A 26475-nucleotide genomic window follows, 5' to 3' on the forward strand; every position below is an offset into this window, starting at 1 on the left:
AAAAGATAACGAAATTAGCCTCGTAAGGCAAGCTACTTTTGTCAACAGATCCGCTAACACATTGAGGATCATCAGATTATTTTGTACACTTTTTAAACATTCGCCATTTTCGACTAACAAACTGATCAGACCAGATGCCATCTTATAGCTGAATGCCCATTCATTTTATTTACATATTCAGTCAAAAAGCAAAGTAACAAAACAGCTAGTATAGCGCCTGGTTATTACCGCCTGATGACAGCAGCAGCGCTTATCCCAGCGCGCCCAGCACATTAACCCTTACCTGCTCCGGCACCTCGTTATACGACAGTACCGCTAAGCTATTTTGGGTAAAACTGCGGGCATATCGCGCCAGCAACGGCCGCAACTGAGGTACCACCACCAGTGCCGGCTGATAGCCTTGCTGCTGCATCTGACTACAAATTAACGGCATATTGCGCTGAAACTGGCTGAGTAAATTTGGCGCCACCGGAAAACTATCCAGTGCCACTTTACCGGCCTGCATCGCCTGATTAAGGGCTCCCAGCAGCGTTTGCTCCAGTTTGTCATCCAGCGTAAACGCCGCCAGCTCATCTTTGTCACCGCTGATTTGCCGTACCAGCGCACGTTGCAGCGCACAACGGACATCTGAAGTTAACAGTAAAGGATCTTTAGTAACGTCACTGCTATCGAGCAAGGTCGTCGCTATGGTAATAATATCGCCCAAGCTGACCTGCTCGCGCAGCAGCAAACGGTAGACTTTCAACTGCACTGTCACGCTTAACGCTTTGTCCAGCGCTTCAGCCAGCACAGGTGCAACGCTGGCCAGGCGCTTGTTCAGCTGTTTGACATCTTCATAGATAAACAGCTCTGCCAGGTTTTCTTTAATGACTTTACCGGCGTGAGTAGCGATGACGGTCGCTAAATCCACCACTGAATAACCCAGATTAAGTGCTTTAGCCCGGCTGTCATTGTCTACCCACACCGCTTCCAGGCCATAGGCCGGATCCCGGGTGATCTCACCATCAAGCTGGCCATAGATTTCACCGGTATTCAGTGCCAGCAACTGCTGAGGGTTTAGCCGGCCGCTGGCCAGTGGCACACCGGCCAGTTTAATGCGGTATTCCTGCGGATTTAACTGCAAATTGTCACGCACCCGCACTTCGGGTAGCAAAAAGCCGGCCTGCTCTGACACCGTTTTGCGAATACCGCGCAGCGTCTGGATCAGCTCTTCGCCTTTATCTTTGTCGGCCAGATACACCAGACGAAACCCCAGCTCAACCGAGATGCGATCGATATAAGGAATGTCGTCCCAGCTCAGGCTGGCCGGTGTTTGAATTATGGTTTCGGTCAGTTGCTCGGCCGCATCCAGTGCCGCGCTGCTGCCACGCTGTAAACGCCAGGCGACATACAATAAGGGCAGCGCAAAGCCGATAAAGGCCACGCCCGGCATGCCCGGCACCAGCCCCAGCAGCAACATCACACCGCCGGCAGTAAAGAGTACGCGCGGCGATGCCAGCAACTGCCGGCCCACTTCATCCGACATTTCGCCTTCATCGTTCATCCGCGTTACGATAATGGCCGCCGCTACCGCCAGCAGTAATGATGGCACCTGCGCTACTAAGCCATCACCTATGGTAAGCAACGCAAAACGCTGGAAGGCTTCAGCCATGCTCAGCTCATGCTGAAACACGCCAATACTGATACCGCCTAATAAGTTGATCACCAGAATGATCAGACCGGCGATGGCATCACCGCGGACAAACTTGGATGCGCCATCCATCGAGCCGTAAAAATCGGCTTCGCGCGACACCTCACTGCGGCGCGCTTTGGCTTGCTCCGGGCCAATCAGGCCGGCGTTTAAATCGGCATCTATGGCCATCTGCTTGCCGGGCAACGCATCCAGCGTAAAGCGGGCGGCCACTTCAGAGATGCGCTCGCCGCCTTTGGTGATCACCACAAAGTTAATCACCATCAGTATGACAAACACCACCATACCAACCACATAGTTGCCGCCGATCACCACTTCACCGAAGGCCTGAATTACCCGGCCGGCCACATCCGAGCCCTCATGGCCATGCAGCAACACCACCCGGGTTGAGGCAATATTCAGTGTCAGCCGCATTAGCGTTGCCACCAGCAATACGGTAGGAAACACCGAGAAATCCAGTGGCTTTTTGCTCGACACCGCCACCAGCAGCACGATCACCGACAAGACGATATTGAAGGTAAATAGCACGTCCAGTAACCAGGCCGGCAGCGGCAATACCACCATCGCCAGGATCGCCAGCAACAATACAGGTATAGCAGTATAGGGTTGAGTGAGAATACGCCAGTTCACGGTTTAGCTACCTCGGACATTTGCTTTATCTAACAGATTTTTCGGAATTTCCAGCGCCGGCAATGCCGCCGGCTGACGACCGCGGCCGTTTTTCCAGGCTTTTAGCTGCATCACATAAGTCAGCACATATGCCACTGCGGTGTACAGGCCTTTTGGTACTTCCTGATCAACCCGGGTGGAGTAATAAATGGCCCGGGCCAGCACCGGTACTTCCAGTACTTCAACCTCGTGCCGCTGCGCCACGGCTTTAATCCGCAGCGCCATTTCGTCAATGCCTTTGGCTACAACATAAGGCGCTTTGGCATCTTTTTCGCTGTAACGTATCGCTACCGCATAGTGCGTCGGGTTCATCACTATGACATCGGCCTTAGGCACCCTGTCCTCAATACGGCGGTTGGCCAGCTGAAACTGGATCTGGCGGATACGGCCCTTAATCTCCGGGCTGCCGTCAGAGGATTTACGCTCTTCTTTCACTTCCTGCCGTGTCATCTTCACTTTCGACGACACCTTATACTGCTGGTACGGCACATCCACCGCCGCCACCAGTAACAACAGCGTGACGGTAATCATCAGGCTCAGTGCCAGCAGGGCTATGCCTTCCTGCATCGCCTGCTGCAAATCTAAACGTTGTAAAAACAACAACCGGGTCCAGAGCTGGCTGAGAAAACCATACAGACAGCCACCAAGCAGCAGCACTTTCAGTACCGACTTCAGCAGCTCTACCAGTGCATTGGCACTGAACATGCGCTTTAACCCCGCCAGCGGGTTTAGCTGGCTGAATTTAGGCCCCAGCAAGCTGCCCGAGAATATAAAACCACCCGGCATGGCACCAATAATCCACATACCGATAAACAGCAGCAACAAAAAGGGCAGCATGGCGCTGAGCATATCCAGCAGCGCCTGGCCTATAGCCAGCGGCATCAGTTTATTATTCGCCAGCATGTCACGGTTTAACTGCAGGCTGCTTTGCATCAGTTGCATAAACAGGCTAAACAGCAATTGGGCAAACCATAGCAGGCCCGCCACACCTAACATTAACAGCACTGCGGTGTTCAGCTCTTTCGAACGCGCCACCTGGCCGTCTTTACGGGCTTTGCGTAGCCGTTTCTCGGTAGGCTGTTCGGTTCTTTCCTGGCTGGTATTTTGCTCGGCCACCGCTTACTCCATTACCTGACGCATGCTATGCAGCACATGGCTGGTTAACTCAGCAAACTGAGTACCGGTCTGGCCTAAGGTTAAAAACACGCAAACAAAGCCCAATAACAGCGTCATCGGAAAACCCAGCACAAACAAATTCAGCGACGGCGCAGCCCGGGTGGCCACACCAAACGTCATATTAACCAGCAACATGGCAATAATCGCCGGCAACGCGACCAGTAAGGCGGCGGCAAACATCCAGCCAAACAATTGCAGCAGTACGCCGATATTCAGCTGGTACAAACCGGCACCAACCGGCCACAACGTAAAGCTGTCTACCAGTACCGCCAGCGTCAGCAAATGGCCGTTCAGCGAAAAAAACAGCAGCGCCGTCATCAGCCAAAACAGGTGCCCGAGCAAAGAGGTTGAATCGCCACTACCCGGGTCCATCATCATCGCCATCGACAGGCCCATCTGCATCGATAACAGCAGGCCGGTCAGCGCCAGCACTTCAAATAACATCCGCACTGCCAGCCCCATCATCAGGCCAAACGCCAGCTGCTCAAAGGTTATCACCAGCGCATCGAGCGAAAACGGATCGACCGCCGGCATAGCCGGCAATGCCGGGCCCACTAAGAAACTTAAGAATACCGCCAGCAAAATGCGCGCCCGTGGGATCACCGCCGGGTTATCAAACACCGGCATCGCCCATAGCAAAGCCGACAGGCGGACAAAAGGCCACCAGACCGTGCCAATCCAGCTCATCAGCTCGGCACTGCTGAGCGAAATCAGCGAGTTCACCCAAAGACTCCGGGAATGATCTGCGCCAGATTACTAAACCAGGCTAGTAAGGTCTGAATTAGCCAGTGACCGGTAAATACCACCATCAGCAGCGTCAGCAGCATCCGCGGCAAAAATGTCAGGGTTTGCTCCTGAATTGACGTCGCAGCCTGAAACACCGCCACCACTATGCCGAGCAACAAACCGGGCACGATCAGCACCAGCAACATCTGAATAATAGTGTATACCGCCTGTGCGATAAGCTCTGTTGCCTGTTCCGGACTCATGGCATGGCTCCGAATGTTCCGGCCAGGGTACCGGCCACCATCGACCAGCCATCGGCCAGTACAAAGATCATCAGTTTAAACGGCAGGCTGATTATCAGCGGCGACAACATCATCATACCCATTGACATCAGCACACTGGCCACAACTAAATCTATGATTAAAAACGGAATAAACAACATAAAACCGATCTGAAACGCGGTAGTCAGCTCACTGAGCACAAAGGCCGGGATCAACACTTCAATGGGCACATCTGCAGCGGCCATCGTCGTCGGCTCTTTGGCAATTAACAATACCTGATGCAACTCGTTTTCCCGGGTTTGCGCCAGCATAAACTGCCTGAGCGGTTGTTCGGCGCGCCCTAATGCCTGCTCCAGCGTCATTTGCTCTGCCTGAAACGGCTTAAAGGCATTGTGGTAAATGTCCTGCCACACCGGGCGCATGATCAATAACGTCAGCATCATGGCAATACCAATTAACACCCGGTTGGGCGGGCTTTGCTGCAAACCCAGCGCCTGGCGCAAAATAGCCAGTACGATGACAATGCGGGTAAAGGAGGTCAGCACCATTAACATGCCGGGGATCAGGCTCAGCGCCGTCATCAGCAGCAAAATTTGCAGCTTCACACTGTAGTCCTGGCCACCGTCGGCATCGCGCACCGACAACAGTGTCAGCTCGTTGGCTGCAGCCAGTTGCGGTAGCAACAGCAGGGTTAGCAACAGCAGATAGCTGCCAAAGCGCCACATGTTAGGCCTGCTCCGCCGCAGTACCGGTCTGCAGAAATTTCAGGCCATACTTGCCATCTACCATCACCACTTCGGCTTTGGCAAACAGCACGCCATTGACTTTGACATCCAGCGCTTCGCCGACCGCTTTATTCAGCGGTAATACATCACCAACACTGGCCCGGCTAAGCTCACCCAAGGTGATCTCCGCACTGGCTACTTCCAGCGTTACCGTCAGCGGCACATCACGAAACATCGTCAAACCGTCAACCGGTGCGGCGGCCGCTGCGTCCTGCGTAAATACATCATCCATATCTAACATATCCAAACCGGCCAGGGCTGCATCTAAGCCATTGCCACCATTGAGTTGTTCACTCATGCTTGTTTCTCCCGCTTAACCGTATCGGTGATCTGAAATACCAGGCCGTTGTCATCTTCAGCAACGTTGCCCAGAAATAAAGTGGTGTGATTCAGCTGCCAGCTCATGGCGCCGTTTAATTCAATTGGCAGGATCTGCCCGGCCATACAATCGCGTAACTGCCGCAGGCTGACTTTTTTGCGCGCCATTTCTACCCGGCACTGCACCGGGATCTGTGGCCACTGCGACAAATCTACTGCCGCGCCGCTGCTGCGGTTAACCGCCGGGGCGCTAAAAAACGCCAGCGGCAACCAGAGAAACCAGCTGATAGCATCCTGTTCAAGCAGTAGCCGTACTTTCAGGGCAATACACTGCAAGGCAGCAGGCGGCTGCTGCACTATGCTGACCGGCAAAACAGAATGCTCACAAAACAGTAACTGCTGAATCGCCTGGATCTGCCGCTGCGCTACCCGGTTACAGATGCGCATCTCGGACTGACTAAGCTCTGCTTTACTTTGCGTATCCACTACTTTGCTAAGCTGCCCGCCCAAAGCTAAATCAGCCAGGTGATGAATGCTGGTATAGTCCAGCGCCAGATAACAATGGTTATCTGCCGGCACCAGCACCGGGCATTGCAATAAAATCCGCCCCGGTTCAGCCAGATAACTGTCCAGCGCCGAGCCCTGACACACATTCAGTTCAATACTAAAATCGATGTCGGTCAGCAGCCGGCCCAGCTCGGCTTCCATTTGCCGGGCCAGGTCGGCTAACAAAGGTCTGGCATTCTGGCTGGCCGCATTAAAGCGGCGCTGCTCAGCCGTTAAGGCGACGCTAACCAAGTCAGCAGCGTGCTGTGCCGGGATCAGTAAAGAAGACTTTTTCATTCGGTTACTCTGTTGTCTGTGCTTCAAAGATAAAGCTGGCCGCAGCGTCGCTTAGCCGCTGCTCACGCAGCGCCTTTTTACTTAGCTTGCGCAGCAGCTTCAGCCGTTGTTGCCGCTTGTTATCGCGCCAACTCAAGCCTAAAAACACCAGCTTGTCACTCACCTGGCGGCGGTACACCACTGCCGCCTCGATACGGGTGTCTTTGTCATACTGCACTGTTATCAGCTCTGGTACGGGGCGGCTTAACGGCACCAGCACGCCGGCACCGCCAAGGCTGATGTCTTTTAACACCGCCAGACAAATTTGTTTGCCAAACAGACCGCTTTGATAAAACTTCACCGGTATGCCCTGTGCCTGTTGTTCATGCGGCAGGCTGGCGGTGCAAAAATACCAGCGCAGATAACGGCGGCTTGCATCGCTGTTAATTTGCATCGGTTAACACCTCCAGCCCACTGCGGCCAACCGGCTGATTACGCTCAGCCGCCCGCTCTGCCTGCTGCAACGCACTGCCGCTCTGTTGCGGTGCAAACAGTTTGTTCAGTTCGGCTTCGGCGCTGCTGGTCAGAATAAGCAGTTCAATACGGCGGTTGGCGCTGCTTTGCGGTTGCTGCTCGTTCAACGGGCGGGTAGCAGAAAACGCCGCCACCTGCGCAACGCGCTGCGCTGGCATACCACCGGCTGCCAGCACCTGCCGGGCCTGCAAGGCACGATCACCTGACAGCTCCCAGTTGCTGTACTGACTGCCGCTAAAGGCGGTGTTATCGGTATGGCCGGAGATAATCAGCTTGTTTTGCACTTTCTGAAACACCGTGCCCAGGCTTAGCAGCAAGTCTTCAAAAAACGGTGTCATATGCATCTGGCCACGGACAAACATTTGCCGCTCTTTGCTGTCGCGGATAATCACCCGCAGACCGGATGGCACTATATCCAGCTGAATATGCGCCTGTGCCAGCTGTTCGGCCGCCAGTTGCTCAAACGCCTGCAACAGCAAACTGAGCTGCGCCGGGCTGTCAAACTGGCCGTCTACCAGTGAATTAAGCTTGTCGCCTTTGCCGGCCAGCGGCCGGTCATCACCCGAGGGCACCTGCAGATATTCCGACATGCCAGGTAAAGGGTTATCCGGTGGCAGCGCATTGGCTGAGTGTTTATCCACTATCGACGGCGTGCCGCCTAAATCAACCGGAAACGGGCTGTTGCCCGGTTTAAAGGGGTCCGGGCTGCCATCGAAGATGGAGTGGGTACGCATATAGTTGGCAATTTCGGCGCGCTCTTTGATGTTGGACACTTCTAAAATCCACAGCACCATAAAAAATGCCATCATCGCCAGCGTAAAGTCAGCGAAGGCGACTTTCCAGGCTCCGCCCGCTTTGGCTTTGGCGTGGCTGCGTAAATTGCGTTTGATAATAACCGGCGAACTGTTCATCAGGCGGCCTTATCATTGATCCACTGCTCCATCGTAGTAAACGATGGTTTCAGCTCTTCATTGATAATGCGCCGGCCGGAATCGGTAGCAATTAACGCCACATGGCCTTTGGCATGCGCCACCAGTATTGCCCGCACACATTCCAGCAGTGCTACCTGTTTTTTAACGTACTGCTCCATCGCTGAGCCCAGCGGTGCCATCAGGCAGTAACAGCCGAAAATACCAATAAAGGTCCCCACTAACGCAGCGGCTACGTGGTAACCGATATTGCTCAGCGGCCCGTCCAGATGCTGCATGGTAATAATTATGCCGCCCACCGCAGCCAGAATACCAAAGCCCGGCATCGCTTCGGCAATAGTGGCCATTGCTGACGAGGGTTTCAGTTTTTGCTGCTCGATAGTGTAAATTTCCTGCTCCAGCAGGCTGTCAAAATCATGGGCGTTCAGTTTGCCCATGCTCATCAGGCGCAGGTTGTCGCAAACAAAGGTTACCAGGGCTTCATGTTCCAGCACCAAGGGGTAAGCCAGAAAGATGGAGCTGGTTTGCGGGTTCTCCACATGCTCGTCCAGCGCTCTTAAACCTTTGCTTTTGGCCAGATCCAGCAGGCTGTACATGGTCAGCAGTAATTCGCGGTACATCGCAGCGCTGTTTTTTTGCGGTTTAAACTGTGCCGTCAGCTGCGCCCACATTTCTTTTAGCACATAGGACGAGTTCCCCACTACCAAAGCGCCAAATCCAGCACCAAAAATAATAAGAAATTCAGCTGGTTGCCATAAGGTTGCCACATTACCACCGGCAAACATATAACCGCCGATCACGGTAGCCAATACGATAATAAAACCCACTATTTTTTGCATACGTCTGCTTCCTGTACCCTTACCACTGCGCCAGCTTTTTGCTGAGCAGCTCTACCGACTGTTTGTGCAACTGACAAACGCGTGATTCTGTCAATTGCAGTACCAGTGCAATTTCTTTCATATTCAGTTCATGGCTGTAATACAGCTGCAGCAGTAGCTTGTTGCGCTCTGGCAATGACGCCATGGCCTTTTTCAGCGATAGTTTCAGTTCCAGCTGGTTCAAACTGGTGCTGCCAAGCTGGCTTTCGCTTTGTTGCTCCAGCAGCAGGTCCAGGCTTTCCATCGCTTCGGCCTGGCCAACATACTGCAGCTCCAGAAAGGTTTGCTGATCAATATCCAGCGCCGCGCACAGCTCGTCGTCGGTAGGCACCCGGCCCAGCTCGCGTGTTAACTCACGGCTTTTATCACGCAATTGATGGGCCTGTTGCCGCAGTTGCCGTGGCCGCCAGTCGGTGCGGCGAAACTCATCCAGCATGGCACCGCGGATACGTTTAAAGGCATAAGACTCAAACTGCTCGTCCACTTCGCGGCCATAGCGACGCAGCGCACTGAGCAATCCCATCAAGCCAATCTGCTGTAAATCGTCTTTGTCCACCATACTGCCAACCAGGCTGCGCAAATGCGCTGCCGCGCGCTTCACCAGATAGCTGTAGCGTTGCAGTAAACGGGATTCCTGCGCCGGACTTAGCGTAAAGCTGCTGTTATCCGGTTCAGGCCAGGGCGTGAGTGCCAGCATAGTGCCGCCTTACTGAATAAACACATTAGTCACCAGCACTTGCTCTAGCTGGTAGCTGAGGCTGTGCTGGCGCAACGTGTGGTTAAATTTGTCCAGCAACGCCTGCTGCATGGCTGGAATATCTTTAAAGCCGCTTTTTACCTCGCTGTGGCTGACATTGCTAAAATGCTCAACCAGCGCATTGCGCAGCAGCGGCGTGGCATCGGGTAACTGCGCCATAACCTGACTGTCGTGGCTCAGTAGCGTCAGTTCTAACACTAGGTAACGCGAATGCTGGGCGCTATCAACACTGATCACAAAGCGCTCTAACGGAAAAAACTGGGTTTTCTGCAGCTCGGCCACGGTGGCCTGCTGCTTTGACAACAGGTAGTAAGCGCCGCCACCTCCGGCTGCCAGCAGTATTGCCGCCGCTATCACTAACATTAAAATTCGCATTTACACGTCTCTCCTATACCAGCCGGTTTAGCCGGTCTGTCGTTAAAGTGTTCACCGCCGCAGGGGCTGCAGTCTGATTAATGGCATCGTCAGCATGCTGGGCGGCAATAGCGCCGGGCTGGCGTTGTGGCTGTTGTTGCTGTGCCGGTTGGTCCCGCACATCAAGTTGCAGCAGTTGTTCCTGCCCCAGCCGCTGTGACAATTGCTGACGTAATTGATCCAGGTTCTGCTGCATGGCATCACGCATCTGGCTGTTACTGGCATAGAGTTGCACACTGGTGCGCTCGGCATCCAGGCTGACGGTCAGCTCAATCAACCCCAGCTGCGGTGGGTCAAGCCGGATTTGCGCACGCTGAATTTGCTGGCCAAGCTGTAAATTGATTTTGTCTGACAACAGGTGCATCAGTTTCTGCCCCCATTGGCTACTCTGTGTGCCAAGCTGCTCAGCTTTCCACTGAAATAGCGTTTCCGGCGCTGCAGTAGCCGTCGCGCCGGCGGTATTAGCTGCTGCCGTTAGCGGCGAAGGGCCAGAGTCGGCCAGCACTGGCATCAGCCGTACTGCCACGTCGCCAGTGCCAAACTGGTGTAACATACTGTCTGCCAGCGGCAGGGCGGCTATAGTCGCTGACGGCTGTGTAGCGGCCGGCAGCGGTACCGGCGCCGCTGCGGCGAAGTCGTCGCTGGCCGTTAACGGAACGGGTATAAGCTGAGCTTGTGCCGGCGCTGTCCATTGCTGGCGTGGCATGGCAGCCAAACTGCCTGCCGGGCCGGACACTGGCGGCGCATCCGGCACTGCAGTTGGCACAGTAGCAACGGCAATTGACCCTGCCGTTGCCAGCGGCATGGCCATAGCTGCGCCTGCATCTGCATCTGTATCTGTATTGTCGACGCTGACTGCCGCCAAAGCGTCCGGCAACAGGCCAGCTGTCGCTGCCACATCGGCAGGGGTCGATTGCGCAGTGCTTGCTGTTGAGTCAGTCTGCCGTGTAAGCCGTTGCAGTACCGACACCGCGTTTAGCTCAGCGGCTGGCAGGTTTGGCGTCATAACGGCTGCGGTCTCCGCTGCCGCTGCCAACTCAGTGTCGGCTAATTCGGCCAGCTCAGTTTGCAACGGCGTAACTAACGGCGCTTGCTGTGCCGGGGCATCACTAAGCTGTGGCATGCGGGCTAACAAGGCGCTGTAACTATCTGCCGGTTGCCCGTCAGCCTCGGCCTGGCCTTGCACCACACGACCAGATTGCAGCGGCGTGGCAGGGTTTGCCGCGGCTTTATTTAACTGCCACTGCTGCATTAGGACACCCCATCCAGCGTTTGCCGGTAAGCCACTACAGCCGCCTTGTTCTGGTTAAACTGCTGCATTTTGGCCTCGCTGCGGCCTAACTCGGCTTTCGCCATAGCGAGCACAGACTGGTACTGCTGCTTCAGGCCGGCTAACTCAGCCGCAAACTGCGGTTTTAAACCCTGACAGCTAAGTTGCTGCACCAGCTTTAAGAGCTGGCGGTCAAGCTGGCGCAGTAGCTGCCAGTCTTGCGAGCTGGCTGCCTGGCTAAATTGTTGCTGCAGCTGTGCCAGCGCTTTGGCAGTAGCTGAATATGACATGGCATTAACTGGCACTGTAGTTACCGGTAAAATTAAACATTGCTTATCGATAGCAACTCTCAGGCCACATTTAAACTGCAGTATTTACAAGGCTTTAAGTAACAAGGAAGGTTAAAAGCGGAAGTAACGCTTCCGCCGGACGGAAGTTGTCTGTCTGGGGCTTTGCCCCGTCTGAAACGGAAAAAAACCGCTGCCAAAGCAGCGGTACAACTAAAAACACAACAGACACCTATGTTGTGTTACACCGGGAACACGAAATTGTATCAGGCGGCGCGCTGCGCCAGCCCTTGCCAGCCTTCCTGCAGGTTAGTCATTATCACCCGCACGGTATCCAGCTCGGTTAAATCATTTTTCAGACTGGCGTTAAGTAGCGCCTGACCGCAATGCTGATACAGTTTTTGCATATTGGCCGCCACTTCGCCGCCATTTTGCTGATCGAGCGAGGCATCCAGGCCGCCTAAAATTTTTAGCATCCGCTCGATACCTTCGGCTTTTTTATCAAAGCGTTTAGCCTGAATGTGGCCTTCGGTACGGGACAGTTCATCAAGAAAACCATCAAACAGCATCAGCACCAGTTTATGGATGTCGGCACCGGCAGCCTTGCCTTCGACTGCGGTATTTTTATAAGCCTGAAACCCATTTGCAAAATCTAACATAGTGTTACTCCACCCTCTTAAAACTGCCCGAGCGAACTTTCCAGCTGCGCTATAGTGACCTGCATCTGGGTAAACTGGCCCAGATAACGTTTGTAGGTCAGCTCCATGGAATAATCGTGCCGTTTTTGTTTCTCTGTGACTAAATCCAGGCTGGCCTGCAGCGTTTTAGTTTTATCGTTCAGCAAACCAAAGTTTTTACTGTATGGCTCTAAGCTGGTTTCCAGTTTTGCCAGCACGCCGGTGTCGCTGCTTAACATCGCATCCAGTTTTGCCGGATCAGCCGCCAATGCCTGTTCAAACCTTTTACTGTTAATGTTCAGCTTGCCGTTGCGATCAAACTCCAGGCCAACACTGTATAAGGTGCTGCCTTCAAAGGTGCCCTGAAAAGCACTGCGCAACTGATTTTGAATGCTGCGTGCCATGCTGTCGCTGTTTAGGTTGCTGTCTTTATTGATGCTGCCGATGATGCCATTGACCCCATCAACAAACTGTTGCAGCTTGCTGCTTATCGCTTCATCGTCCTGGCCAACTTTAATGCTAACCGGACTGTCGCCTGTGGTTTGTACTTTCAACAAATCTATCGTCACACCTTCAATTACACCACTTAGGCTATTGCTGGCACTGGTAACACTGATGGCGCTGTCGCTGCCTAAGCGCACTATGGCATCCTGGGCTTTTTTCAGCTCTTGCTGGCCAGCCAGTGCTGTGCTGATATCGGCACCGGCAGGGTCGGTACCGGCAGTAAAGTTCAGACTAAGCTGATTGGCCGCGCCGCTGTCATCGCTGGATATAACCAAAAAAGTTTCAGTGCCGCTGCGCATTAGCGTAGCGCTGACGCCTGGGTTATCGACGTGATTATTAATCGCCGCCGCCAACTCAGTCACAGTGGCATTGGCTGGCAAGCCGGCCAGATCAACACTAAAGCTGTTGCCAGCTAAGTCGATACTGAATTCACCGTCTGTTGCCAGAGTGGCAGCCGGGTCAAATGACAGCGCCAGCTGATGATTTTGTGCCAATTGTTCAACAAACACATCATAACTGCCGGCCACCGCGGTTGAACCGGCTTTAACACTTAGCGTCGACTCACTGCTACTGCTGGCGGTATTAGCCAACAAGCTGGAATCAGCGCTGCTGCGAAAATCTTTAAGTTGGGTCGAAAAGTCTTTTAAAGCGGTTTGCAGTTTTTTAATCGCATTTAGCTGGGCGCTAAATTGGTTGGATTTAGCCGACAGCAGTTTATCGGTACCGGCGCGCTCAATCTGAGTGTACTGACTGGCCAGATACTGCGGATCTATGCTTAAAAATGACGACATAATGCAAACCCTGTATTAGCAGAAATAAGCAGCGGAGCAGCTAAACACCGCCCCGCTGTGTAGTGCGTACTATTAACGCAGCAGAGAACCAATCATCTGAGTGGTGCTGTTAGACGCGCTCAGTACCGAAATACCTGAGTTCATCAGCAACTGCTGTTTAGTCATGCTTGATGTTTCTTTAGCGAAGTCAGCATCCATCAGCTGGCCAGCGGCCGCCTGAGTGTTTTCCGCCATATTGGTCACGTTATTGATGGTGTGATCCAGACGGTTCATGCTGGCACCCAGTGCAGAACGGGCAGCACCGATGTTGTCGATCAGGGTGTTAACTGTAGCCATTGCTGCAGTACCGCCAGCCTGGTTAGCCAGAGCGCCTGGCGCGCCTACCGTTGCAGCCAGAGCCGTAATTTCTGCAGAAATATCTACCGCCAGCGTTTCAGCTGCAGTCGCACCTACCTGGAATGTCACCGCAGCAGCAAACTTACCACCATCCAGCAAGGTTGTACCTGAACCGTAAGAGGTGTTAGTCATGATGCTGTCCAGCTCTAATGCCAGCTCCTGATATTCTGCATCTAATGCAGTGTATTCAGAGGCGTTGTTAGTACCGTTAGCCGCCTGAGTAGCCAGCTCTTTCATACGGTAGGCAATGTTGGTCATCTCTTCAAAGGCGCCTTCGGCCGTTTGCAGCATAGACTGGGCATTGTTGGCGTTATAAATCGCCGCTTCCTGACCACGTACCTGGGCATTTAAACGGTTAGCAATTTGCAAACCGGCAGCATCATCTTTTGCTGAGTTGATGCGAAAACCTGAACCTAAACGCTCCAGCGCCACTGATAAATCGTTGTTAGTACGACTCAGCTGGTTCTGGATAGATTTTGACGCCATATTTGATTGAATTGATAAAGCCATCTTGGAATCTCCTGTGAATGATGCTCACAAAGTTAAAGCGACCAGCCTGAGACGGAACTAAAATTTTTTTTATAATTTTTTAGCGATAAAAAATCCCGCTATAGCGGGATTTGGGCTCAACAGTGCTGCCAGACAGCTGACACCGCTACCCCAGGCCAAATTCAACCAGGCTGCGGGTAATATTGGCCTGTGACATCACCACCGCCACACTGCTTTTATTGCCGCTGTGCATTTGTAAGCGCAATTGCCCGGCCAGGCCTGTTAGCTCAGTGTTGTCGGCTTGCTGTTGTTGAATGGCGGTAAGCTGCGCCTGTAACGCCACACGCTGTGCCTGCACTTTTACCAGCGCGTCTTTTAATTTTTGCTGAGCCTGCTGAATTTGCTGGCTGTAGGCCTGAACATTATCGCCAGCAGCAGTTTTGGCCAATTGGCCTAAGGCGGTGTCTACCGGCTTTAGTGTTACATTTAACGGATTACCTGCCGCCACCCGCACGCCTTGCCCGCTTACCAGCCAGGGTTCCTGTAATTTACGTGCGTCACGCGCCTGCGCCGAAAAATACAACAGTTGCTGGTTATCTACCGAAACATCAATTTGCTGGCGGGCAAATGCCTGCTGCACACTGTGCAGGTTTTGTTCGGCGCTCTGGCCGGCCGGTAAATCTATTTGCAGCGCATTACCACTGCGGCCCAGCAGGATATTGACCTGTTCAGGCTGGCGTCGCTCGGACAATAAATCGATATTGTGGCTGAGCGTGGCCCGAAATGGTGCCGTTGTAGTGCCGGTTAGCGTTAAATCAGCGCTAATGCCAGCCTGGCCTGTGGCCAGCTGTTTTTCCAGTTGCGCCAGTTTTTGCTGCGCCTGCTGCTGTTGCTCTGCCGACATCTGACGGTGAGAAGATGAATTGACCTGGCGGCGCAGGTTTTCCAGCGCCTGATAAGCCTGGCGGATATTGCGCTCGGTATGTTCGGTCTGGGCAAGTTGTTTACTGACATCGGCCGCCTGCGCCCATTTGCTTAGTACCTGAATTTGCCGCGTCTGCCGCGACACCGGTACTGCTGATGCAGGCGCATCGCTGACAACGGCTTTAACCACCGCCGCCCGGTCGGTCGGGGTCAGTTTGGCCAGCGCACTCTGGCTAAGTTGTTCCGCCTGTGAAATTGCCTGCATCAGTATTTAACCCTTACACATAAGAGAATAACGTTAGCTTAGACACGCTGGAGTACACCTTCAGTGACGACTCATACGACGCCAGCGCCTGGTTCATATTGACGTAAGCTTCGGGGTAATCAACTTCTTTAATGTCATCACGCAGCTGCTCGGTAAACAGTGCGATATCGGCATTACCCAGCGCCATCTCATCCAGCGAAGCCAGAGTACCACCAATACGGGTAACTTCTCCGCTGACGCTGGCCATAAAATCATTGATATGGCCGAGCAAGTCGCGCGATTCAGTACCGACACCGGCTACCGGTGCCGTGCTGATTAAATCCAGATAGGTCTGCATTTCGTTTAAAAAGGTGACGCCGGGCACCAGATCACTGCCGAGAATATTCGACGGCACGCTGGAGTTATCCGATACCGCCACCTGGCGCACACTGTCATCCCCCAGATACTGATACACACCACCGGCATCCGGCTCAAAGGGTTTAACACCGGTTAAGCTGCCGGAAAAGTAATAATTGCCGTTGCCGTCTTTGGCATTAAGTAAATCGACAATCGCCGGAAACAGCACTGACAACTCCTGCGCAAAAGCTTGCAGTTCAGCCTGCCCCATAGCGCCGTCTGCCGCTGTGGTAACAATTTCCTGCACCGAAAACAGCGTATTTACGATGCTGTTTAACTGGCTTTCCTGCTGGCCGAGATTAAAGTGCACCGCTTCCATATTGGCCTGGTATTGCTCCAGTTTGGTCAGCTCGCCATTAAGTGTCAGCAACATTACTGAACCCAGCGGATCGTCTGACGGCTTCTGAATACGCTGATTAGTCGCCAGTTGGGTAGATAACTTGCTGTATTCTGCCGTTGTCTGCTGAATATTGCGGATAGTGGTTAGATGATACTGATTACTGCTTACGCGCATAGCCACCTCAGAAGATGTTGATCAGCGTTTTAAATAACTGATCAGCTGTGCTGATCACTCTGGCATTGGCATCATACAACTGCTGGTAATACATTAGGTTAGCGGCTTCTTCATCCAGATTAACGCCGCTTAAACTATCGCGTGCCGCCACCGCATTGTTGTTGAGTACGCCAGCGGTTTTAATACTGCTTTGTACCTGCTTACTCTGGATCGCCAGATCACCAATTAAGGTGTCATAACCGGCGGTGGCACCATTGAGCGACGTCACCAGATTGGCAAGATTACCATTGTCACCCCGACCGCCAGACGGCAGCCAGCCACCAAAACCATCGGGCACCCGGCCGGTAAACGCCAGATCATCGGTGCCCAGCGCCGTGTTAACAGCAAAAGTGCCCAGCACATCTGCCGGGTTATAGTTAAACAACGGCTGACCAGGCAGACCGTTTAAGTCAAAACCCTCTGACAGCGCCGTATTTACAGAGTCGGCAATGTTTTGCACTATCGTTTCCAGCTCAGTTTTGGCTGGCTGCAATACCGTGGCATCGACATTGAGTAAGCCACCGATGCGGCCACCGACGTGCTGATTTAAAGGAAAATTCTGCGTATTAAAACTGACATCGACACTGGTGCCGGTGACGCTGACAACGGCCGCTTTGGCACCGACAACTAAAGGTGCGCCATTTTTGCTGCTGATATTCAGATTGCCATCACCCGGATCGGTAATATCAATACCGATAAAGCCTGACAGCTCGGTGATCAGATTTTCCCGGTTATCAGACAGCTCTGCAGTGGGCTGACCCAGCGCCTGTGCTTTGCTGATTTGACTGTTCAGCTCTGCCACCTGTTGTAACAACGAACTGCTGTTGGCGGCCAAGTTAGTTAGCTCCAGCCCGAGTTTGCTTTGCTGATCGGCCAGGGCACCGTTAATCTGGGCAATATCCTGTACCAGTGCCTGCGCTGATGACAACGCCTGCTGGCGGTAAGCACTGGAGTCTGGTGCCGACATCGCCGCATTAAAGGCGGCGCTGATATCGGCCACACTGTCGTTAAGATTTAATGATTCCGTGCCCAGCAACTGTTCAAGGTACCCCAGATAGCTTTGAAAGCCCTGGTAGTAGCTGCTATCTGAGCTGGTGCGCCAGATATCGTCATTCAAAAAGCTGTTTACAATGCGATCAACCTTAACCACCTTGACGCCGTTTAAACCGCCGGCGGCCGTTTCCAGCTGCACCGTCTGGCGACTGTAGCCGTTTACCGCTGCATTGGCGACATTCTGCCCCACCACAGACAACGCACTGTTGGCAGCATTAAGGCCCGACACGCCATTTAAAAGCATACTCATAAGTTATTGTTTCCGCTGTCCTCAGTGCGCCATAACGGCTGACTGAACGCCTGGTTGCTATATGCCGGCGCGACCAGCGTCAGCGCCCCCTCTTCAGGTAAAGCGACCGCATCGGACAATTGCTTAAATTTATTTTCTGACTGCGCCAGCCCTTCGCCAAGTTGCCGCACTATTGCATCGGCCAGGCCAAGCTGTTTTGCCCCGGCCAGTTGCTGCGCCAGCTGGGCATCGTGCATATCACGGAACGTGGCGGCTTCTTTGCCGGAAAAGAACCCATCCTCACCGGCGATAGCGTCGGTACCGGCATGCATATTCTGCAGCACCAGCTGCAAAAAAATCGCTTCGAACTGGGCGGCAGCCTGTTCCAGCCGCGCCGCAGGGTTTTGCGCTACAGAAGCAGCCGAAAAACTGCGTGGATCTATGGCCAGACTTTGCAGGCCTGTTATCGCGGACATTGTCATTAAATCACCAGTAAATCAGCTTCAAGGGCACCGGCATTATCCAGTGCAATTAAAATAGACATCAGCTCGGCCGGGGTTGCACCCAACGCATTAATCGCCTGTACTATGTCATCCAGTGAGCTGCCCTCTGGCCACAGCATCATATTGGCGGTGCGCTCATCAACACTGACCTGGCTGTTTTGCACCGGTGTGGTAGTGCCATTGCTAAACGGCAGCGGCTGGCTGACCCCCTGCTGCTCGCTGATGGTAATGGTCAGGCTGCCGTGGCTGACAGCCGCCCGTTTTACCCGCACCAGATCGTTCATCACTACCGTGCCGGTACGGCTGTTAAACACCACCCGTGGCCTTATTTTGCCTTCGCGCACGTCAATATCCTGCAACATCGACATAAAGGTAATGCGGCTATTGGCATCTTGCGGCGCACTGAGCACCAGCCTGCCCTGATGTTCCGCCTGTGCCACGTCCGGGCCAAACACGTCGTTGACAGCATTTACAATATTGCGTGCGGTTTGGTAGTTTGGCTGCTTCAGGTTTAGCACCACCTGGGCGTTGTGTTGATACAACTGCTGAACACTGCGCTCGACAATAGCGCCACCGGGAATAATGCCTGCAGTCGGTACATTTACCGTCACCGATGAGCCATTCTGGCCGCTGGCATTTATGCCGCCGACCACCAGATTACCCTGCGCCAGCGCATACACCTTGCCATCTACACCGCGTAGCGGCGTTAACATCAGACTGCCACCATGCAGGCTTTTGGCATCGCCCAGCGACATTATCGTCACATCCAGCGTTTGCCCCGGGCTGATATTGGCCGGTAAGGTGGCCGTTACGGCTACTGCAGCGACGTTTTTAGATTTTGGCAGGCTGTTTTCATCCAGCTGCACGCCAAACTGCTTTAGCATGTTGTTCAGCGACTGGGCGGCAAATTTAATCTGTGCCTTATCGCCGGAGCCGGGCAAGCCCACCACCAGGCCATAGCCGACTAACTGGTTATCGCGCACCCCCTGAATATCAACCAAATCCAGCAAGGGCCGGCTATTGGCGGTGCCGCTGCACAGTAACAGCAACAGAGTGAACATTCGCTTCATGCGTGCACCTTCGCTTAGTTAAAACGGGTTAATTAAATTAAATAACCGGGTAAACCAGCCAGCCTGACTGGCGCGGGCCATTTCACCTTTGCCGGAATAGCTGATACGGGCATCGGCAATGCGCTGCGATGACACCCGGTTGGTTACATCTATATCTTCCGGCCTTACCAGGCCCTGCAGGCGGATGTATTCATCGCCCTGATTCAGCTTGATCCATTTTTCACCGCGTATTGCCAAAGCACCGTTGGCCAGTACTTCAGTTACCCGTACCGTAATAGAGCCGCGCAAAAAGTTTTGCTGACTGGCACTGCTTTCGCCGTCAAAACGCGAGCGCGAGTTCAGCTCCATCGCCGCTTCAGCCGTATTCAGGTTGCCCAGCAGCGGCACGCCAACATTGATGCCGGTGGCTTTATCTACGCTGGCATCGGCGCTTTTACCCGACTGGGTACGCTCATTTAATTCCACGGTCAGAATATCGCCCACGCGGTAAGCGCGTTTATCCTCGTACAGCGTAAACATATAGCGGTCGCTATACAGGCTGCCGTGCTGCTGCTCAGCAGCCGTGTTGTCGTGGCTGCGCCCGGCCACCACCTGCTGCCAGTCTTTGTCGGTTACCGGCTCTGACGGGCTGGCGCAGGCGGTTAGCAGCACCAGCAGTGGCAACAAAATTAAGGCTTTCATCGGTTACAGGCTCTGGTTAATAAAGCGCAGCATTTCATCCGCCGCCGAGACGACTTTGGCGTTCATCTCGTACGCACGTTGCACCGCTATCATGCTGACCATTTCATCCACTACGCTGACGTTTGAGCCTTCAATGGTGAACTGCTGCAATGCACCCAGCGCCTCGTCGCCCGGCACGCCTTCTACCGCTTCGCCGGAGGCGGCGGTGGCACGAAATACATTACCGCCCAGGGCTTCTAAGCCGGCCGGGTTAACAAAATTTACCGTCAGAATTTGCCCCAGCTCGACCGGCTCAATCTGGCCGGCGATCACCGCGGTGACGGTACCGTCGCGGCCCACCGTGACACTGGTGGCATTGTCCGGCACGGCGATATTTTGCAGTAAAGGCAAGCCATTGCTGTTAACGATCAGCGATTCAGCATTCAGCTGAAACTGGCCGTTGCGGCTATACAAAATTTCGCCATCCGGGTTTTCAATCTGAAAAAAGCCCTGACCGGCTATCGCCAGATCCAGCGGGTTGTTGCTGGTTTCAAAACTGCCTTCGGTAAAAATTTTCTGCGTACCGTTAACACGCACACCGGTACCGACCTGAATGCCAGACGGCACCTGATTCAGCTCATCGGCCTGGGCACCGGGCTGGCGCTGCACCTGATAAAACAAGTCTTCAAACACCACCCGGTCTTTCTTGAAACCGGCGGTACTGACGTTGGCCAGGTTATTTGAAATGGTGGTCATGCGCATGTCCTGCGCGGCTAAACCGGTTTTACTGACCCATAAAGCAGAATTCATTGCGGTGCTCCTGTTAACTGTTGCCGCTTATCAGCTTGTTACCGGCCACGGCCAGCTCATCTGCGGTTTTCATCATGCGGATATTCATTTCAAACTTGCGGCTGATATTCATGGTATTAACCATTTCTTCTACCGCGTTAACGTTGGCGCCTTCCAGCGCACCAGTACGCAGTGTCACGGTCAGATCCTCGGCCAGCGCGTCCTGGCCCTGCGGCCGCAGTAAACCATCCAGCCCTTTTAGCAGAGGCTCACCGCCTGCTGTTACCAGCTTTAAGCGGCCTTCCTGGGCTATCACCCCGCCACCGACCGGCAACAGGTTGATACTGCCATCAGCGCCGATATCAATATCGCCAAATTCGGGTAAAACAATGTCGCCCTGCTCGCCCTGCACGGCATAGCCATTCAGCAGCAACCGGCCATCAGCGGCGACCTGTAAATTACCGGCGCGGGTGTAGGCTTCATTGCCGTTGGCATCGGCCACGGCTAAAAAGCCGCCATCGCTGAGCACAATATCCAGATCGCGACCGGTTTGCTGTACCGGGCCATTAGCCAGGTTGGTGTACACCGGCAACAACTGGGCATGATAGCGGGTGCGGTAGCCATCGCCGGCCAGCATCATCGACTGCGCCTGTTCAATGTCGGCTTTAAAGCCCGGCGTATTAACATTAGCCAGGTTATTTGCACTGACGCGCAGTGCCGTCTGGTTTAGCTCAGCACCGGAAACCGCGGTATAAATCAGCTTTTCCATCGCCAGTTACCTTAGGTTGCGCTAAACAGGATCTGCATCATTTCATCAGCGTTGCTGATGGTTTTTGCATTGGCCTGATAGTTTTGCTGAAACGCCATTAAATCGACCAGTTGCTCGCTGATATCAACGTTAGAGCCGATATAGGCACCTGACAGCAGGGCGCCAAGGTTGCCCGAATCCGGCGTGCCATACAGTGGCGCACCCGACTCATTGGTGGCATACCACACCGTTTTATTGCCGGTTTCCAGGCCGTTAACATTGGCAAAATTAGCCAACACCACCTGGCCCTGCAATTTGGTTTCGCCATTGGTAAAGGTGGCAAACACCTGACCGGTTTCGGCGATCGACACACCGGCAAACTCACCGGCGGTATAGCCGTTGGCATCATTGCTATAGATATTAAAACCACTGCCAAACTGGGTGCTGGCGGTCATATTCACATTGAAGCTCATCAATGCCGCGCCGGCCGGGGCAAATTCCAGCGCAATATTGGCCGGTGCCGCTGGTACGGTAAGCTGGCCGTTGACGTCAAAACTCAAGGCCGCTGTGTCAAAAGGCGCCGGCAGCGCGGTACCGTTAACATAGTAATGCGCATCCCAGTTACCGCCGCCGTTATGAACAAAATACTGCGTCAAGGTGTGGCTATTGCCCAAAGAGTCAAACATCTCGGTCGATTGCGAATAGTTGTAGCTGCTGCCATCGAGCGGATCAAAAGGCACTGCTATCACATCGCTGGCCGAACTTAAATTAAGGGCAAAGCCGATTTCCGTGGTGGCTTCAGCCGGAATATTAGCCGCTTCCACTTTCAGGTCGGTAAGTACACCGGGGATCAGGTTGCCGTTCGCGTCGATGCCATACCCCTGCAGGCGGTTTCCACTGGCGTTGACAATATGCTGCTCTTTATCCAGACCAAACTGGCCGGCCTGGGTGTAAGCCATACGGCCGTTTTCTGATACCACAAAAAAGCCCTTACCGGTAATGGCTAAATCCAGTGCTGAACCGGTGTTAACGACATTACCTTCGCGGGCGAAGTTTTCTTTAATATCGCTAACGCCGACACCGCCGCGCTGGCCGCCGTTGTACACTGCAGCAAATTCAGCGCTGCCGCTTTTAAAACCGGCTGTAGCCGAGTTGGCGATATTATTACTGGTGACTTCCAGTGCTTTTTGTGTGGTTTTCAGCCCGCTCAGGCCAATGTTAAACATAGACATACCAGAGTTCCTTAACTATTGCCGCTAAACGCGAGCTGATTTGTATCTGTCAGGGCATGGTTACCCAGCCCATTGACCTGCAGAATAATGTCGTCTTTATTGTTACCCACCGACACCCGCTCTACTTCACCGCTAAGCAAGGTCGTTAGTGGTTGAGGCTGACCGTTGATATAGGCATCGGCCTGTACGTAGTAACCGCCGGCATCCTGCTCAGCAAAGGCAAACCGCACAGTGCCGACACCGCTGTAAGGCAGGTTCTGTTGCTGCATTAACTGGCCAAGGGCGTTGTACAGCCGCAATTGCACGCTGTCGGCCTCAACACCCAGGTTTACCGCACCTTTAATCTGGCCGCTTTGCTCCAGCATAATGCTGTCGGCGGCCACATCGACTTCAGTGCCAATCAGCGCAGTGGCCTGCAGCGCCTGCTGACTGGCTTGCAGCGCCAGATTTTTACCGGAATCTATTTTCAGGCTTTGCAGGCTTTCAACATTGGCAAACTCGGCCAGCTGACTGACATACTGGGTGCCATCCATCGGGTCTAACGGGTTCTGATGGCTGATTTGCGCCACCAGCAACTCGAGAAACATAGAGGACAAACCCTCAGCGTTTGTTGCACCGTTGCTACTGATGGCTGGTGTATTATTGTTTTGATTAACGGCGCCCAGGCCGCTGATTGCACTCATTATTTCGCCCCTTTACTGGCCAAGCCGCAGTACACTTTGCTGCATACTGGATACCCGGCCCATTACTTCCACCGAGGTTTGATAACTGCGCGATGCCGACATCATGTCGGCCATTTCTTCCAGCACGTTGACGTTGGAGTAGTACACATAGCCGTCCTGATTTGCCAAAGGGTTATTTGGCTCATAGCGCATATCAACCGGTTTATCCGAGCTGGTAATGCCCAGCATCTGCACTTCAGCCGACAGGCTCTGGCTGTCGGCGGTTTGTTTGTATAAGGCAGCAAACACCGGCTTTAATGCCTTGTAAGCACCAGCTTCGGTTGATGCGGCGGTGTCGGCATTGGCCAGGTTAGAGGCGATAGTGTCCAGCCGCATAACCTGAGCGCGCATGGCACTGCCGCTGGTTTCGTAAATGCTGTTAAACGACATGCTTTAGTCTCCTTTGATTGCTGCGCGCAGGCCGCTGATTTTCATATTCAGAAAGGTCAGGCTGGTTTGAAAATCCATGCTGTTGGCAGCAAAATTGGCCTGTTCAATGTTCAGCTCGCTGGTATTACCATCGGCCGATACCTGATAAGGCGTGCGGTACAACAGCTGATGGCCGGTTTCTGCAGCGGCAAAAGGCTGGCTCTGGCCCTGCTGGATGTTGTAAGCCAAATCCTGCATGATCTGTTTGTAGTTGATGTCGCGGGCCTTAAAACCGGGCGTGTCGACATTGGCCAGATTGCCTGCAATAATCTCAGCCCTGTCGGTACGCAGTTGTAACGAAAACGGGTGGACACCAAGCGCTTTATCAAACATAGTCAGGTTACTCTTATCAAAGCTCTGTAGCTGTCACCGGTTATTACAAGCTCTGTGCCACAATGAAAAGCAAAGTTAAAACAATGCATTATATTAAACCCATGCCAAATTTGCCGCTAAAAGCGGAAGCTATACTTCCGCAGCGGAAGCGCCTGGGTTTCCTGCTTACCCTTGCCATGCTGCTGTTCGCCGGTAATGTCGCGGCGACAGAGCTCAGCTCAGCCTTGCAGCAACATATCGCAGCAGAACTGCAACAGTATTTAAAACAGCTGCAGCTAAACAGCACTGCCCAACCGGATATTTCACTGACGCTGCCAGCGGCTATTACAAACGCCAGCTGCAGCCAGCTTAGTGTCAGCCGGCGGCAGCAACATACACCGCCACTGGGCCGGATCAATTACACCTTAAAGTGCACCGCGCCGCAGCGCTGGCAAAGCCGGGCAGTAGCGCAAATCCGGCTATACTTACCGCTGGTGGTGGCCAGCCGCACGCTGCAACGTGATGAAATTATCAGTGCCGATATGCTGAGCCTGGCTGATATTGAACTCAGCACACTGCGGCACGACCCGGAGTTACAGCCAGAGCCGCTGCTTGGTATGACAGTAAAGCGGCGGATAAACGCCGGTGAGCCGCTGCACCGTGCAATGCTGCAGCTGGTATACCTGGTAGAAAAAGGCAGCCGGGTCAAACTGTTAGTGCAGGGTCAGGGCTTTGAGGTTTCTACCGAGGCCACCGCCCTGGCCGATGGCCAGCTTGGTGAACGCATCCGGGTAGAAAACCTGACATCCGGCAAGATCGTTGAAGCCGTGGTGAGCGGCAAAAATACTGTCGTTACCGGCCATAAATAAATTAAAGTTTTCTCTGTTCGCTGTCGCTTTAATTTCACAGAGCTAAATAGCAGGAATTTTTTATGCAAATTGACCCGAAAAACAGCTTGCAGGTTGAGCCGGCCAGCCGGTTGCAACAAAAGCAGCACAGCAGCACAGCGCAGCCACACAGCGACACCTCAAGCCAACCGGCGCCGGCTGCCAGCCAGGTTAGCAGCATCAGTCAATCGCTACAGCAAAGCTATGACTCGCTGGCCCAGCACGACGGCGTTGATATGAACAAAGTGCGCCAGTTGCAACAGGCTATTGCCAATGGCGAGCTGAAACTGGACGAAGAAGCGCTGATTAACGCTATGCTGGATATGCATAAGAAATGAGTGCCGAGCTACTGAAAAGCTTTATCAGTAGCCTGCAGCAGGATGTGCAGCGGCTGGATCAGCTAAGCCAGTTATTGGATCAGCAATATGAACTGATGAGCCAGCGCCACAGCGTTGCGTTGCAGCAGCTGAATCAGCAGGTATTGCAGCTGATGGCAGCGGTTGAACACAGCCACAGCAGCCGTGACCAGCTGCTGGCACAGCTGGGCCTGCAAAACCGCCGCAATGATCTGCAGCAATTGGTCAGCCGGCTGCCGGCGCCAATACAGCATGGCACCCGGCAGTTACTGCAAGAGCTGACGCTGAAATCACGTCTGTGTCAGGCAAAAAATGAAAAAAATGGTAAGCTGTTGGCTGCTCAACGTCAGTTAATGCAAAAACTCACTGGCATGCAAAACCGTACCAGCTATCCGGGCATGCCGTTATAGCCATTATTTGCAAAAGGTTGTTTATGTTTTCAGCTAAAAACTCTGTCAGTAAAAACGATCCGTCAAACTGCACCCTGCTATCAGCCGGCAGTGTGCTGCAGGGCGAACTGTCTTTACCCTCTGACTGCCGCATAGATGGCGCTATTTGCGGTAAGGTGCAATGTAACCAAACCTTGCTGGTAGGCCAGTCAGCTGTGGTGCAGGGCGAAATCAGAGCAGGCAAAATTCTGGTGTATGGCACCGTAAAGGGCCTGCTGTACGCCACTGAAATTGAGATTTTGGCGTCAGGTTGTGTCGATGGAGATATCTATGCTGACAGCCTGTGTATTGAGCCGGGCGGCCGTTTTACCGGCGAATCACATACGCTGCCTGCCACATCCCGCCAAGCGCATTCCGCCGCTGAGAACAGCAAGCCTTTGCCACAAAAGCCTAATACTCTGGCCATAGACATTAATTCCTAACCGGCCTTATTCATGCAACCGCTATTTACCAGCCTGCCACTGGCACTGATTATGCTGCTGATGTGGCAATGGCCGGCGCAGGC

Annotated in this window: 33 protein-coding genes; 4 read left to right on the forward strand and 29 right to left on the reverse strand. The window is 53.5% G+C overall.

What is annotated here, in order from left to right; all coding sequences use genetic code 11:
* Positions 1-250: 250 nt before the first annotated feature.
* The 29 genes from flhA to flgB all read right to left on the reverse strand — a co-directional run bounded on the left by flhA (position 251) and on the right by flgB (position 24299).
* Positions 251-2320: a flagellar biosynthesis protein FlhA gene (gene flhA / locus MN202_RS05455; RefSeq protein WP_335735081.1), complete on the reverse strand. Its 2070-nt coding sequence runs from the start codon at positions 2318-2320 to the stop codon at positions 251-253.
* Between the two features lie 3 nt (positions 2321-2323).
* Positions 2324-3475: a flagellar biosynthesis protein FlhB gene (flhB, locus tag MN202_RS05460; RefSeq protein WP_335735082.1), complete on the reverse strand. Its 1152-nt coding sequence runs from the start codon at positions 3473-3475 to the stop codon at positions 2324-2326.
* A gap of 3 nt (positions 3476-3478) precedes the next feature.
* The gene (fliR, locus tag MN202_RS05465) at positions 3479-4258 is read right to left on the reverse strand and encodes a flagellar biosynthetic protein FliR (RefSeq protein ID WP_335735083.1); all 780 of its coding nucleotides are present in this window, start codon (positions 4256-4258) and stop codon (positions 3479-3481) included.
* The gene (locus MN202_RS05470) at positions 4255-4524 is read right to left on the reverse strand and encodes a flagellar biosynthetic protein FliQ (protein WP_335735084.1); all 270 of its coding nucleotides are present in this window, start codon (positions 4522-4524) and stop codon (positions 4255-4257) included. The genes fliR and MN202_RS05470 overlap by 4 nt, the downstream gene beginning before the upstream one ends.
* On the reverse strand, positions 4521-5267 hold the full coding sequence (fliP, locus tag MN202_RS05475; protein WP_335735085.1) for a flagellar type III secretion system pore protein FliP: 747 nt from the start codon (positions 5265-5267) through the stop codon (positions 4521-4523). Before fliP ends, MN202_RS05470 begins: the two co-directional genes overlap by 4 nt.
* A 1-nt stretch (position 5268) precedes the next feature.
* Positions 5269-5625, reverse strand: coding sequence for a FliM/FliN family flagellar motor switch protein (locus MN202_RS05480; protein WP_335735086.1), 357 nt, complete (start codon positions 5623-5625; stop codon positions 5269-5271).
* Entirely contained in the window at positions 5622-6488 is an 867-nt protein-coding gene (locus tag MN202_RS05485) for a FliM/FliN family flagellar motor switch protein (protein ID WP_335735087.1), read from the reverse strand. Before MN202_RS05485 ends, MN202_RS05480 begins: the two co-directional genes overlap by 4 nt.
* A gap of 4 nt (positions 6489-6492) precedes the next feature.
* The gene (locus MN202_RS05490) at positions 6493-6921 is read right to left on the reverse strand and encodes a PilZ domain-containing protein (RefSeq protein ID WP_335735088.1); all 429 of its coding nucleotides are present in this window, start codon (positions 6919-6921) and stop codon (positions 6493-6495) included.
* On the reverse strand, positions 6911-7912 hold the full coding sequence (locus MN202_RS05495) for a flagellar motor protein MotB (RefSeq protein ID WP_335735089.1): 1002 nt from the start codon (positions 7910-7912) through the stop codon (positions 6911-6913). Before MN202_RS05495 ends, MN202_RS05490 begins: the two co-directional genes overlap by 11 nt.
* Complete coding sequence (motA, locus tag MN202_RS05500) at positions 7912-8769, reverse strand: flagellar motor stator protein MotA (RefSeq protein WP_335735090.1); 858 nt, start codon at positions 8767-8769, stop codon at positions 7912-7914. The genes MN202_RS05495 and motA overlap by 1 nt, the downstream gene beginning before the upstream one ends.
* A gap of 19 nt (positions 8770-8788) precedes the next feature.
* A complete protein-coding gene (locus MN202_RS05505; RefSeq protein ID WP_335735091.1) occupies positions 8789-9505 on the reverse strand; it encodes a FliA/WhiG family RNA polymerase sigma factor in 717 nt (238 codons plus the stop codon).
* Between the two features lie 9 nt (positions 9506-9514).
* Positions 9515-9940: a flagellar basal body-associated FliL family protein gene (locus tag MN202_RS05510; RefSeq protein WP_335735092.1), complete on the reverse strand. Its 426-nt coding sequence runs from the start codon at positions 9938-9940 to the stop codon at positions 9515-9517.
* A gap of 13 nt (positions 9941-9953) precedes the next feature.
* On the reverse strand, positions 9954-11231 hold the full coding sequence (locus MN202_RS05515) for a flagellar hook-length control protein FliK (protein ID WP_335735093.1): 1278 nt from the start codon (positions 11229-11231) through the stop codon (positions 9954-9956).
* Positions 11231-11539 carry a hypothetical protein gene (locus MN202_RS05520; RefSeq protein WP_335735094.1) on the reverse strand — a complete coding sequence of 103 codons (309 nt, stop codon included), beginning with the start codon at positions 11537-11539 and terminating at the stop codon, positions 11231-11233. The genes MN202_RS05515 and MN202_RS05520 overlap by 1 nt, the downstream gene beginning before the upstream one ends.
* A 263-nt stretch (positions 11540-11802) precedes the next feature.
* Positions 11803-12195 carry a flagellar export chaperone FliS gene (fliS, locus tag MN202_RS05525; protein WP_335735095.1) on the reverse strand — a complete coding sequence of 131 codons (393 nt, stop codon included), beginning with the start codon at positions 12193-12195 and terminating at the stop codon, positions 11803-11805.
* A 17-nt stretch (positions 12196-12212) separates the two neighbouring features.
* Positions 12213-13508 carry a flagellar filament capping protein FliD gene (gene fliD, locus MN202_RS05530; protein ID WP_335735096.1) on the reverse strand — a complete coding sequence of 432 codons (1296 nt, stop codon included), beginning with the start codon at positions 13506-13508 and terminating at the stop codon, positions 12213-12215.
* A 72-nt stretch (positions 13509-13580) separates the two neighbouring features.
* Complete coding sequence (locus MN202_RS05535; RefSeq protein WP_335735097.1) at positions 13581-14414, reverse strand: flagellin N-terminal helical domain-containing protein; 834 nt, start codon at positions 14412-14414, stop codon at positions 13581-13583.
* A gap of 145 nt (positions 14415-14559) precedes the next feature.
* Complete coding sequence (locus tag MN202_RS05540) at positions 14560-15582, reverse strand: hypothetical protein (protein WP_335735098.1); 1023 nt, start codon at positions 15580-15582, stop codon at positions 14560-14562.
* Between the two features lie 13 nt (positions 15583-15595).
* The gene (gene flgL / locus MN202_RS05545) at positions 15596-16492 is read right to left on the reverse strand and encodes a flagellar hook-associated protein FlgL (protein WP_335735099.1); all 897 of its coding nucleotides are present in this window, start codon (positions 16490-16492) and stop codon (positions 15596-15598) included.
* A gap of 7 nt (positions 16493-16499) precedes the next feature.
* On the reverse strand, positions 16500-17834 hold the full coding sequence (gene flgK, locus MN202_RS05550; protein ID WP_335735100.1) for a flagellar hook-associated protein FlgK: 1335 nt from the start codon (positions 17832-17834) through the stop codon (positions 16500-16502).
* Complete coding sequence (locus tag MN202_RS05555) at positions 17831-18295, reverse strand: rod-binding protein (RefSeq protein ID WP_335735101.1); 465 nt, start codon at positions 18293-18295, stop codon at positions 17831-17833. Before MN202_RS05555 ends, flgK begins: the two co-directional genes overlap by 4 nt.
* On the reverse strand, positions 18295-19386 hold the full coding sequence (locus MN202_RS05560; RefSeq protein ID WP_335735102.1) for a flagellar basal body P-ring protein FlgI: 1092 nt from the start codon (positions 19384-19386) through the stop codon (positions 18295-18297). The genes MN202_RS05555 and MN202_RS05560 overlap by 1 nt, the downstream gene beginning before the upstream one ends.
* A gap of 18 nt (positions 19387-19404) precedes the next feature.
* A complete protein-coding gene (flgH, locus tag MN202_RS05565; RefSeq protein ID WP_335735103.1) occupies positions 19405-20067 on the reverse strand; it encodes a flagellar basal body L-ring protein FlgH in 663 nt (220 codons plus the stop codon).
* Between the two features lie 3 nt (positions 20068-20070).
* Positions 20071-20856, reverse strand: a complete 786-nt coding sequence (gene flgG, locus MN202_RS05570; protein ID WP_335735104.1) for a flagellar basal-body rod protein FlgG — start codon at positions 20854-20856, stop codon at positions 20071-20073.
* 13 nt (positions 20857-20869) lie between these two features.
* Positions 20870-21604 (reverse strand): flagellar basal body rod protein FlgF, encoded by a 735-nt coding sequence (locus tag MN202_RS05575; protein WP_335735105.1) that lies wholly within the window; start codon positions 21602-21604, stop codon positions 20870-20872.
* Between the two features lie 11 nt (positions 21605-21615).
* Positions 21616-22815: a flagellar hook protein FlgE gene (gene flgE, locus MN202_RS05580; protein WP_335735106.1), complete on the reverse strand. Its 1200-nt coding sequence runs from the start codon at positions 22813-22815 to the stop codon at positions 21616-21618.
* A gap of 11 nt (positions 22816-22826) precedes the next feature.
* Positions 22827-23498, reverse strand: a complete 672-nt coding sequence (locus MN202_RS05585) for a flagellar hook assembly protein FlgD (RefSeq protein ID WP_335735107.1) — start codon at positions 23496-23498, stop codon at positions 22827-22829.
* Between the two features lie 12 nt (positions 23499-23510).
* Positions 23511-23927 (reverse strand): flagellar basal body rod protein FlgC, encoded by a 417-nt coding sequence (flgC, locus tag MN202_RS05590; protein ID WP_335735108.1) that lies wholly within the window; start codon positions 23925-23927, stop codon positions 23511-23513.
* Between the two features lie 3 nt (positions 23928-23930).
* The gene (flgB, locus tag MN202_RS05595) at positions 23931-24299 is read right to left on the reverse strand and encodes a flagellar basal body rod protein FlgB (RefSeq protein WP_335735109.1); all 369 of its coding nucleotides are present in this window, start codon (positions 24297-24299) and stop codon (positions 23931-23933) included.
* An 83-nt stretch (positions 24300-24382) separates the two neighbouring features.
* Between flgB and flgA the strand changes: the two genes are divergently transcribed.
* From flgA to MN202_RS05615, 4 genes are all read left to right on the forward strand, one after another.
* Complete coding sequence (gene flgA / locus MN202_RS05600; protein ID WP_335735110.1) at positions 24383-25147, forward strand: flagellar basal body P-ring formation chaperone FlgA; 765 nt, start codon at positions 24383-24385, stop codon at positions 25145-25147.
* Between the two features lie 62 nt (positions 25148-25209).
* Complete coding sequence (gene flgM / locus MN202_RS05605) at positions 25210-25503, forward strand: flagellar biosynthesis anti-sigma factor FlgM (RefSeq protein WP_335735111.1); 294 nt, start codon at positions 25210-25212, stop codon at positions 25501-25503.
* A complete protein-coding gene (gene flgN / locus MN202_RS05610) occupies positions 25500-25931 on the forward strand; it encodes a flagellar export chaperone FlgN (protein WP_335735112.1) in 432 nt (143 codons plus the stop codon). The genes flgM and flgN overlap by 4 nt, the downstream gene beginning before the upstream one ends.
* Positions 25932-25954: 23 nt before the next feature.
* Complete coding sequence (locus MN202_RS05615) at positions 25955-26392, forward strand: bactofilin family protein (protein WP_335735113.1); 438 nt, start codon at positions 25955-25957, stop codon at positions 26390-26392.
* The last annotated feature ends 83 nt before the right edge of the window (positions 26393-26475 follow it).

The organism is Rheinheimera muenzenbergensis, assembly GCF_036984005.1.
Lineage (GTDB): Bacteria > Pseudomonadota > Gammaproteobacteria > Enterobacterales > Alteromonadaceae > Alishewanella > Alishewanella muenzenbergensis.

Bases quoted from the DNA above. Each gene is read 5' to 3' on its own strand.
- MN202_RS05470 (WP_335735084.1), bottom strand. From the start codon at position 4,524: ATGAGTCCGGAACAGGCAACAGAGCTTATCGCACAGGCGGTATACACT.
- fliP (WP_335735085.1), bottom strand. From the start codon at position 5,267: ATGTGGCGCTTTGGCAGCTATCTGCTGTTGCTAACCCTGCTGTTGCTA.
- MN202_RS05480 (WP_335735086.1), bottom strand. From the start codon at position 5,625: ATGAGTGAACAACTCAATGGTGGCAATGGCTTAGATGCAGCCCTGGCC.
- MN202_RS05485 (WP_335735087.1), bottom strand. From the start codon at position 6,488: ATGAAAAAGTCTTCTTTACTGATCCCGGCACAGCACGCTGCTGACTTG.
- MN202_RS05490 (WP_335735088.1), bottom strand. From the start codon at position 6,921: ATGCAAATTAACAGCGATGCAAGCCGCCGTTATCTGCGCTGGTATTTT.
- MN202_RS05495 (WP_335735089.1), bottom strand. From the start codon at position 7,912: ATGAACAGTTCGCCGGTTATTATCAAACGCAATTTACGCAGCCACGCC.
- motA (WP_335735090.1), bottom strand. From the start codon at position 8,769: ATGCAAAAAATAGTGGGTTTTATTATCGTATTGGCTACCGTGATCGGC.
- MN202_RS05505 (WP_335735091.1), bottom strand. From the start codon at position 9,505: ATGCTGGCACTCACGCCCTGGCCTGAACCGGATAACAGCAGCTTTACG.
- MN202_RS05510 (WP_335735092.1), bottom strand. From the start codon at position 9,940: ATGCGAATTTTAATGTTAGTGATAGCGGCGGCAATACTGCTGGCAGCC.
- MN202_RS05515 (WP_335735093.1), bottom strand. From the start codon at position 11,231: ATGCAGCAGTGGCAGTTAAATAAAGCCGCGGCAAACCCTGCCACGCCG.
- MN202_RS05520 (WP_335735094.1), bottom strand. From the start codon at position 11,539: ATGTCATATTCAGCTACTGCCAAAGCGCTGGCACAGCTGCAGCAACAA.
- fliS (WP_335735095.1), bottom strand. From the start codon at position 12,195: ATGTTAGATTTTGCAAATGGGTTTCAGGCTTATAAAAATACCGCAGTC.
- fliD (WP_335735096.1), bottom strand. From the start codon at position 13,508: ATGTCGTCATTTTTAAGCATAGATCCGCAGTATCTGGCCAGTCAGTAC.
- MN202_RS05535 (WP_335735097.1), bottom strand. From the start codon at position 14,414: ATGGCTTTATCAATTCAATCAAATATGGCGTCAAAATCTATCCAGAAC.
- MN202_RS05540 (WP_335735098.1), bottom strand. From the start codon at position 15,582: ATGCAGGCAATTTCACAGGCGGAACAACTTAGCCAGAGTGCGCTGGCC.
- flgL (WP_335735099.1), bottom strand. From the start codon at position 16,492: ATGCGCGTAAGCAGTAATCAGTATCATCTAACCACTATCCGCAATATT.
- flgK (WP_335735100.1), bottom strand. From the start codon at position 17,834: ATGAGTATGCTTTTAAATGGCGTGTCGGGCCTTAATGCTGCCAACAGT.
- MN202_RS05555 (WP_335735101.1), bottom strand. From the start codon at position 18,295: ATGACAATGTCCGCGATAACAGGCCTGCAAAGTCTGGCCATAGATCCA.
- MN202_RS05560 (WP_335735102.1), bottom strand. From the start codon at position 19,386: ATGAAGCGAATGTTCACTCTGTTGCTGTTACTGTGCAGCGGCACCGCC.
- flgH (WP_335735103.1), bottom strand. From the start codon at position 20,067: ATGAAAGCCTTAATTTTGTTGCCACTGCTGGTGCTGCTAACCGCCTGC.
- flgG (WP_335735104.1), bottom strand. From the start codon at position 20,856: ATGAATTCTGCTTTATGGGTCAGTAAAACCGGTTTAGCCGCGCAGGAC.
- MN202_RS05575 (WP_335735105.1), bottom strand. From the start codon at position 21,604: ATGGAAAAGCTGATTTATACCGCGGTTTCCGGTGCTGAGCTAAACCAG.
- flgE (WP_335735106.1), bottom strand. From the start codon at position 22,815: ATGTCTATGTTTAACATTGGCCTGAGCGGGCTGAAAACCACACAAAAA.
- MN202_RS05585 (WP_335735107.1), bottom strand. From the start codon at position 23,498: ATGAGTGCAATCAGCGGCCTGGGCGCCGTTAATCAAAACAATAATACA.
- flgC (WP_335735108.1), bottom strand. From the start codon at position 23,927: ATGTCGTTTAACAGCATTTACGAAACCAGCGGCAGTGCCATGCGCGCT.
- flgB (WP_335735109.1), bottom strand. From the start codon at position 24,299: ATGTTTGATAAAGCGCTTGGTGTCCACCCGTTTTCGTTACAACTGCGT.
- flgA (WP_335735110.1), top strand. From the start codon at position 24,383: ATGCATTATATTAAACCCATGCCAAATTTGCCGCTAAAAGCGGAAGCT.
- flgM (WP_335735111.1), top strand. From the start codon at position 25,210: ATGCAAATTGACCCGAAAAACAGCTTGCAGGTTGAGCCGGCCAGCCGG.
- flgN (WP_335735112.1), top strand. From the start codon at position 25,500: ATGAGTGCCGAGCTACTGAAAAGCTTTATCAGTAGCCTGCAGCAGGAT.
- MN202_RS05615 (WP_335735113.1), top strand. From the start codon at position 25,955: ATGTTTTCAGCTAAAAACTCTGTCAGTAAAAACGATCCGTCAAACTGC.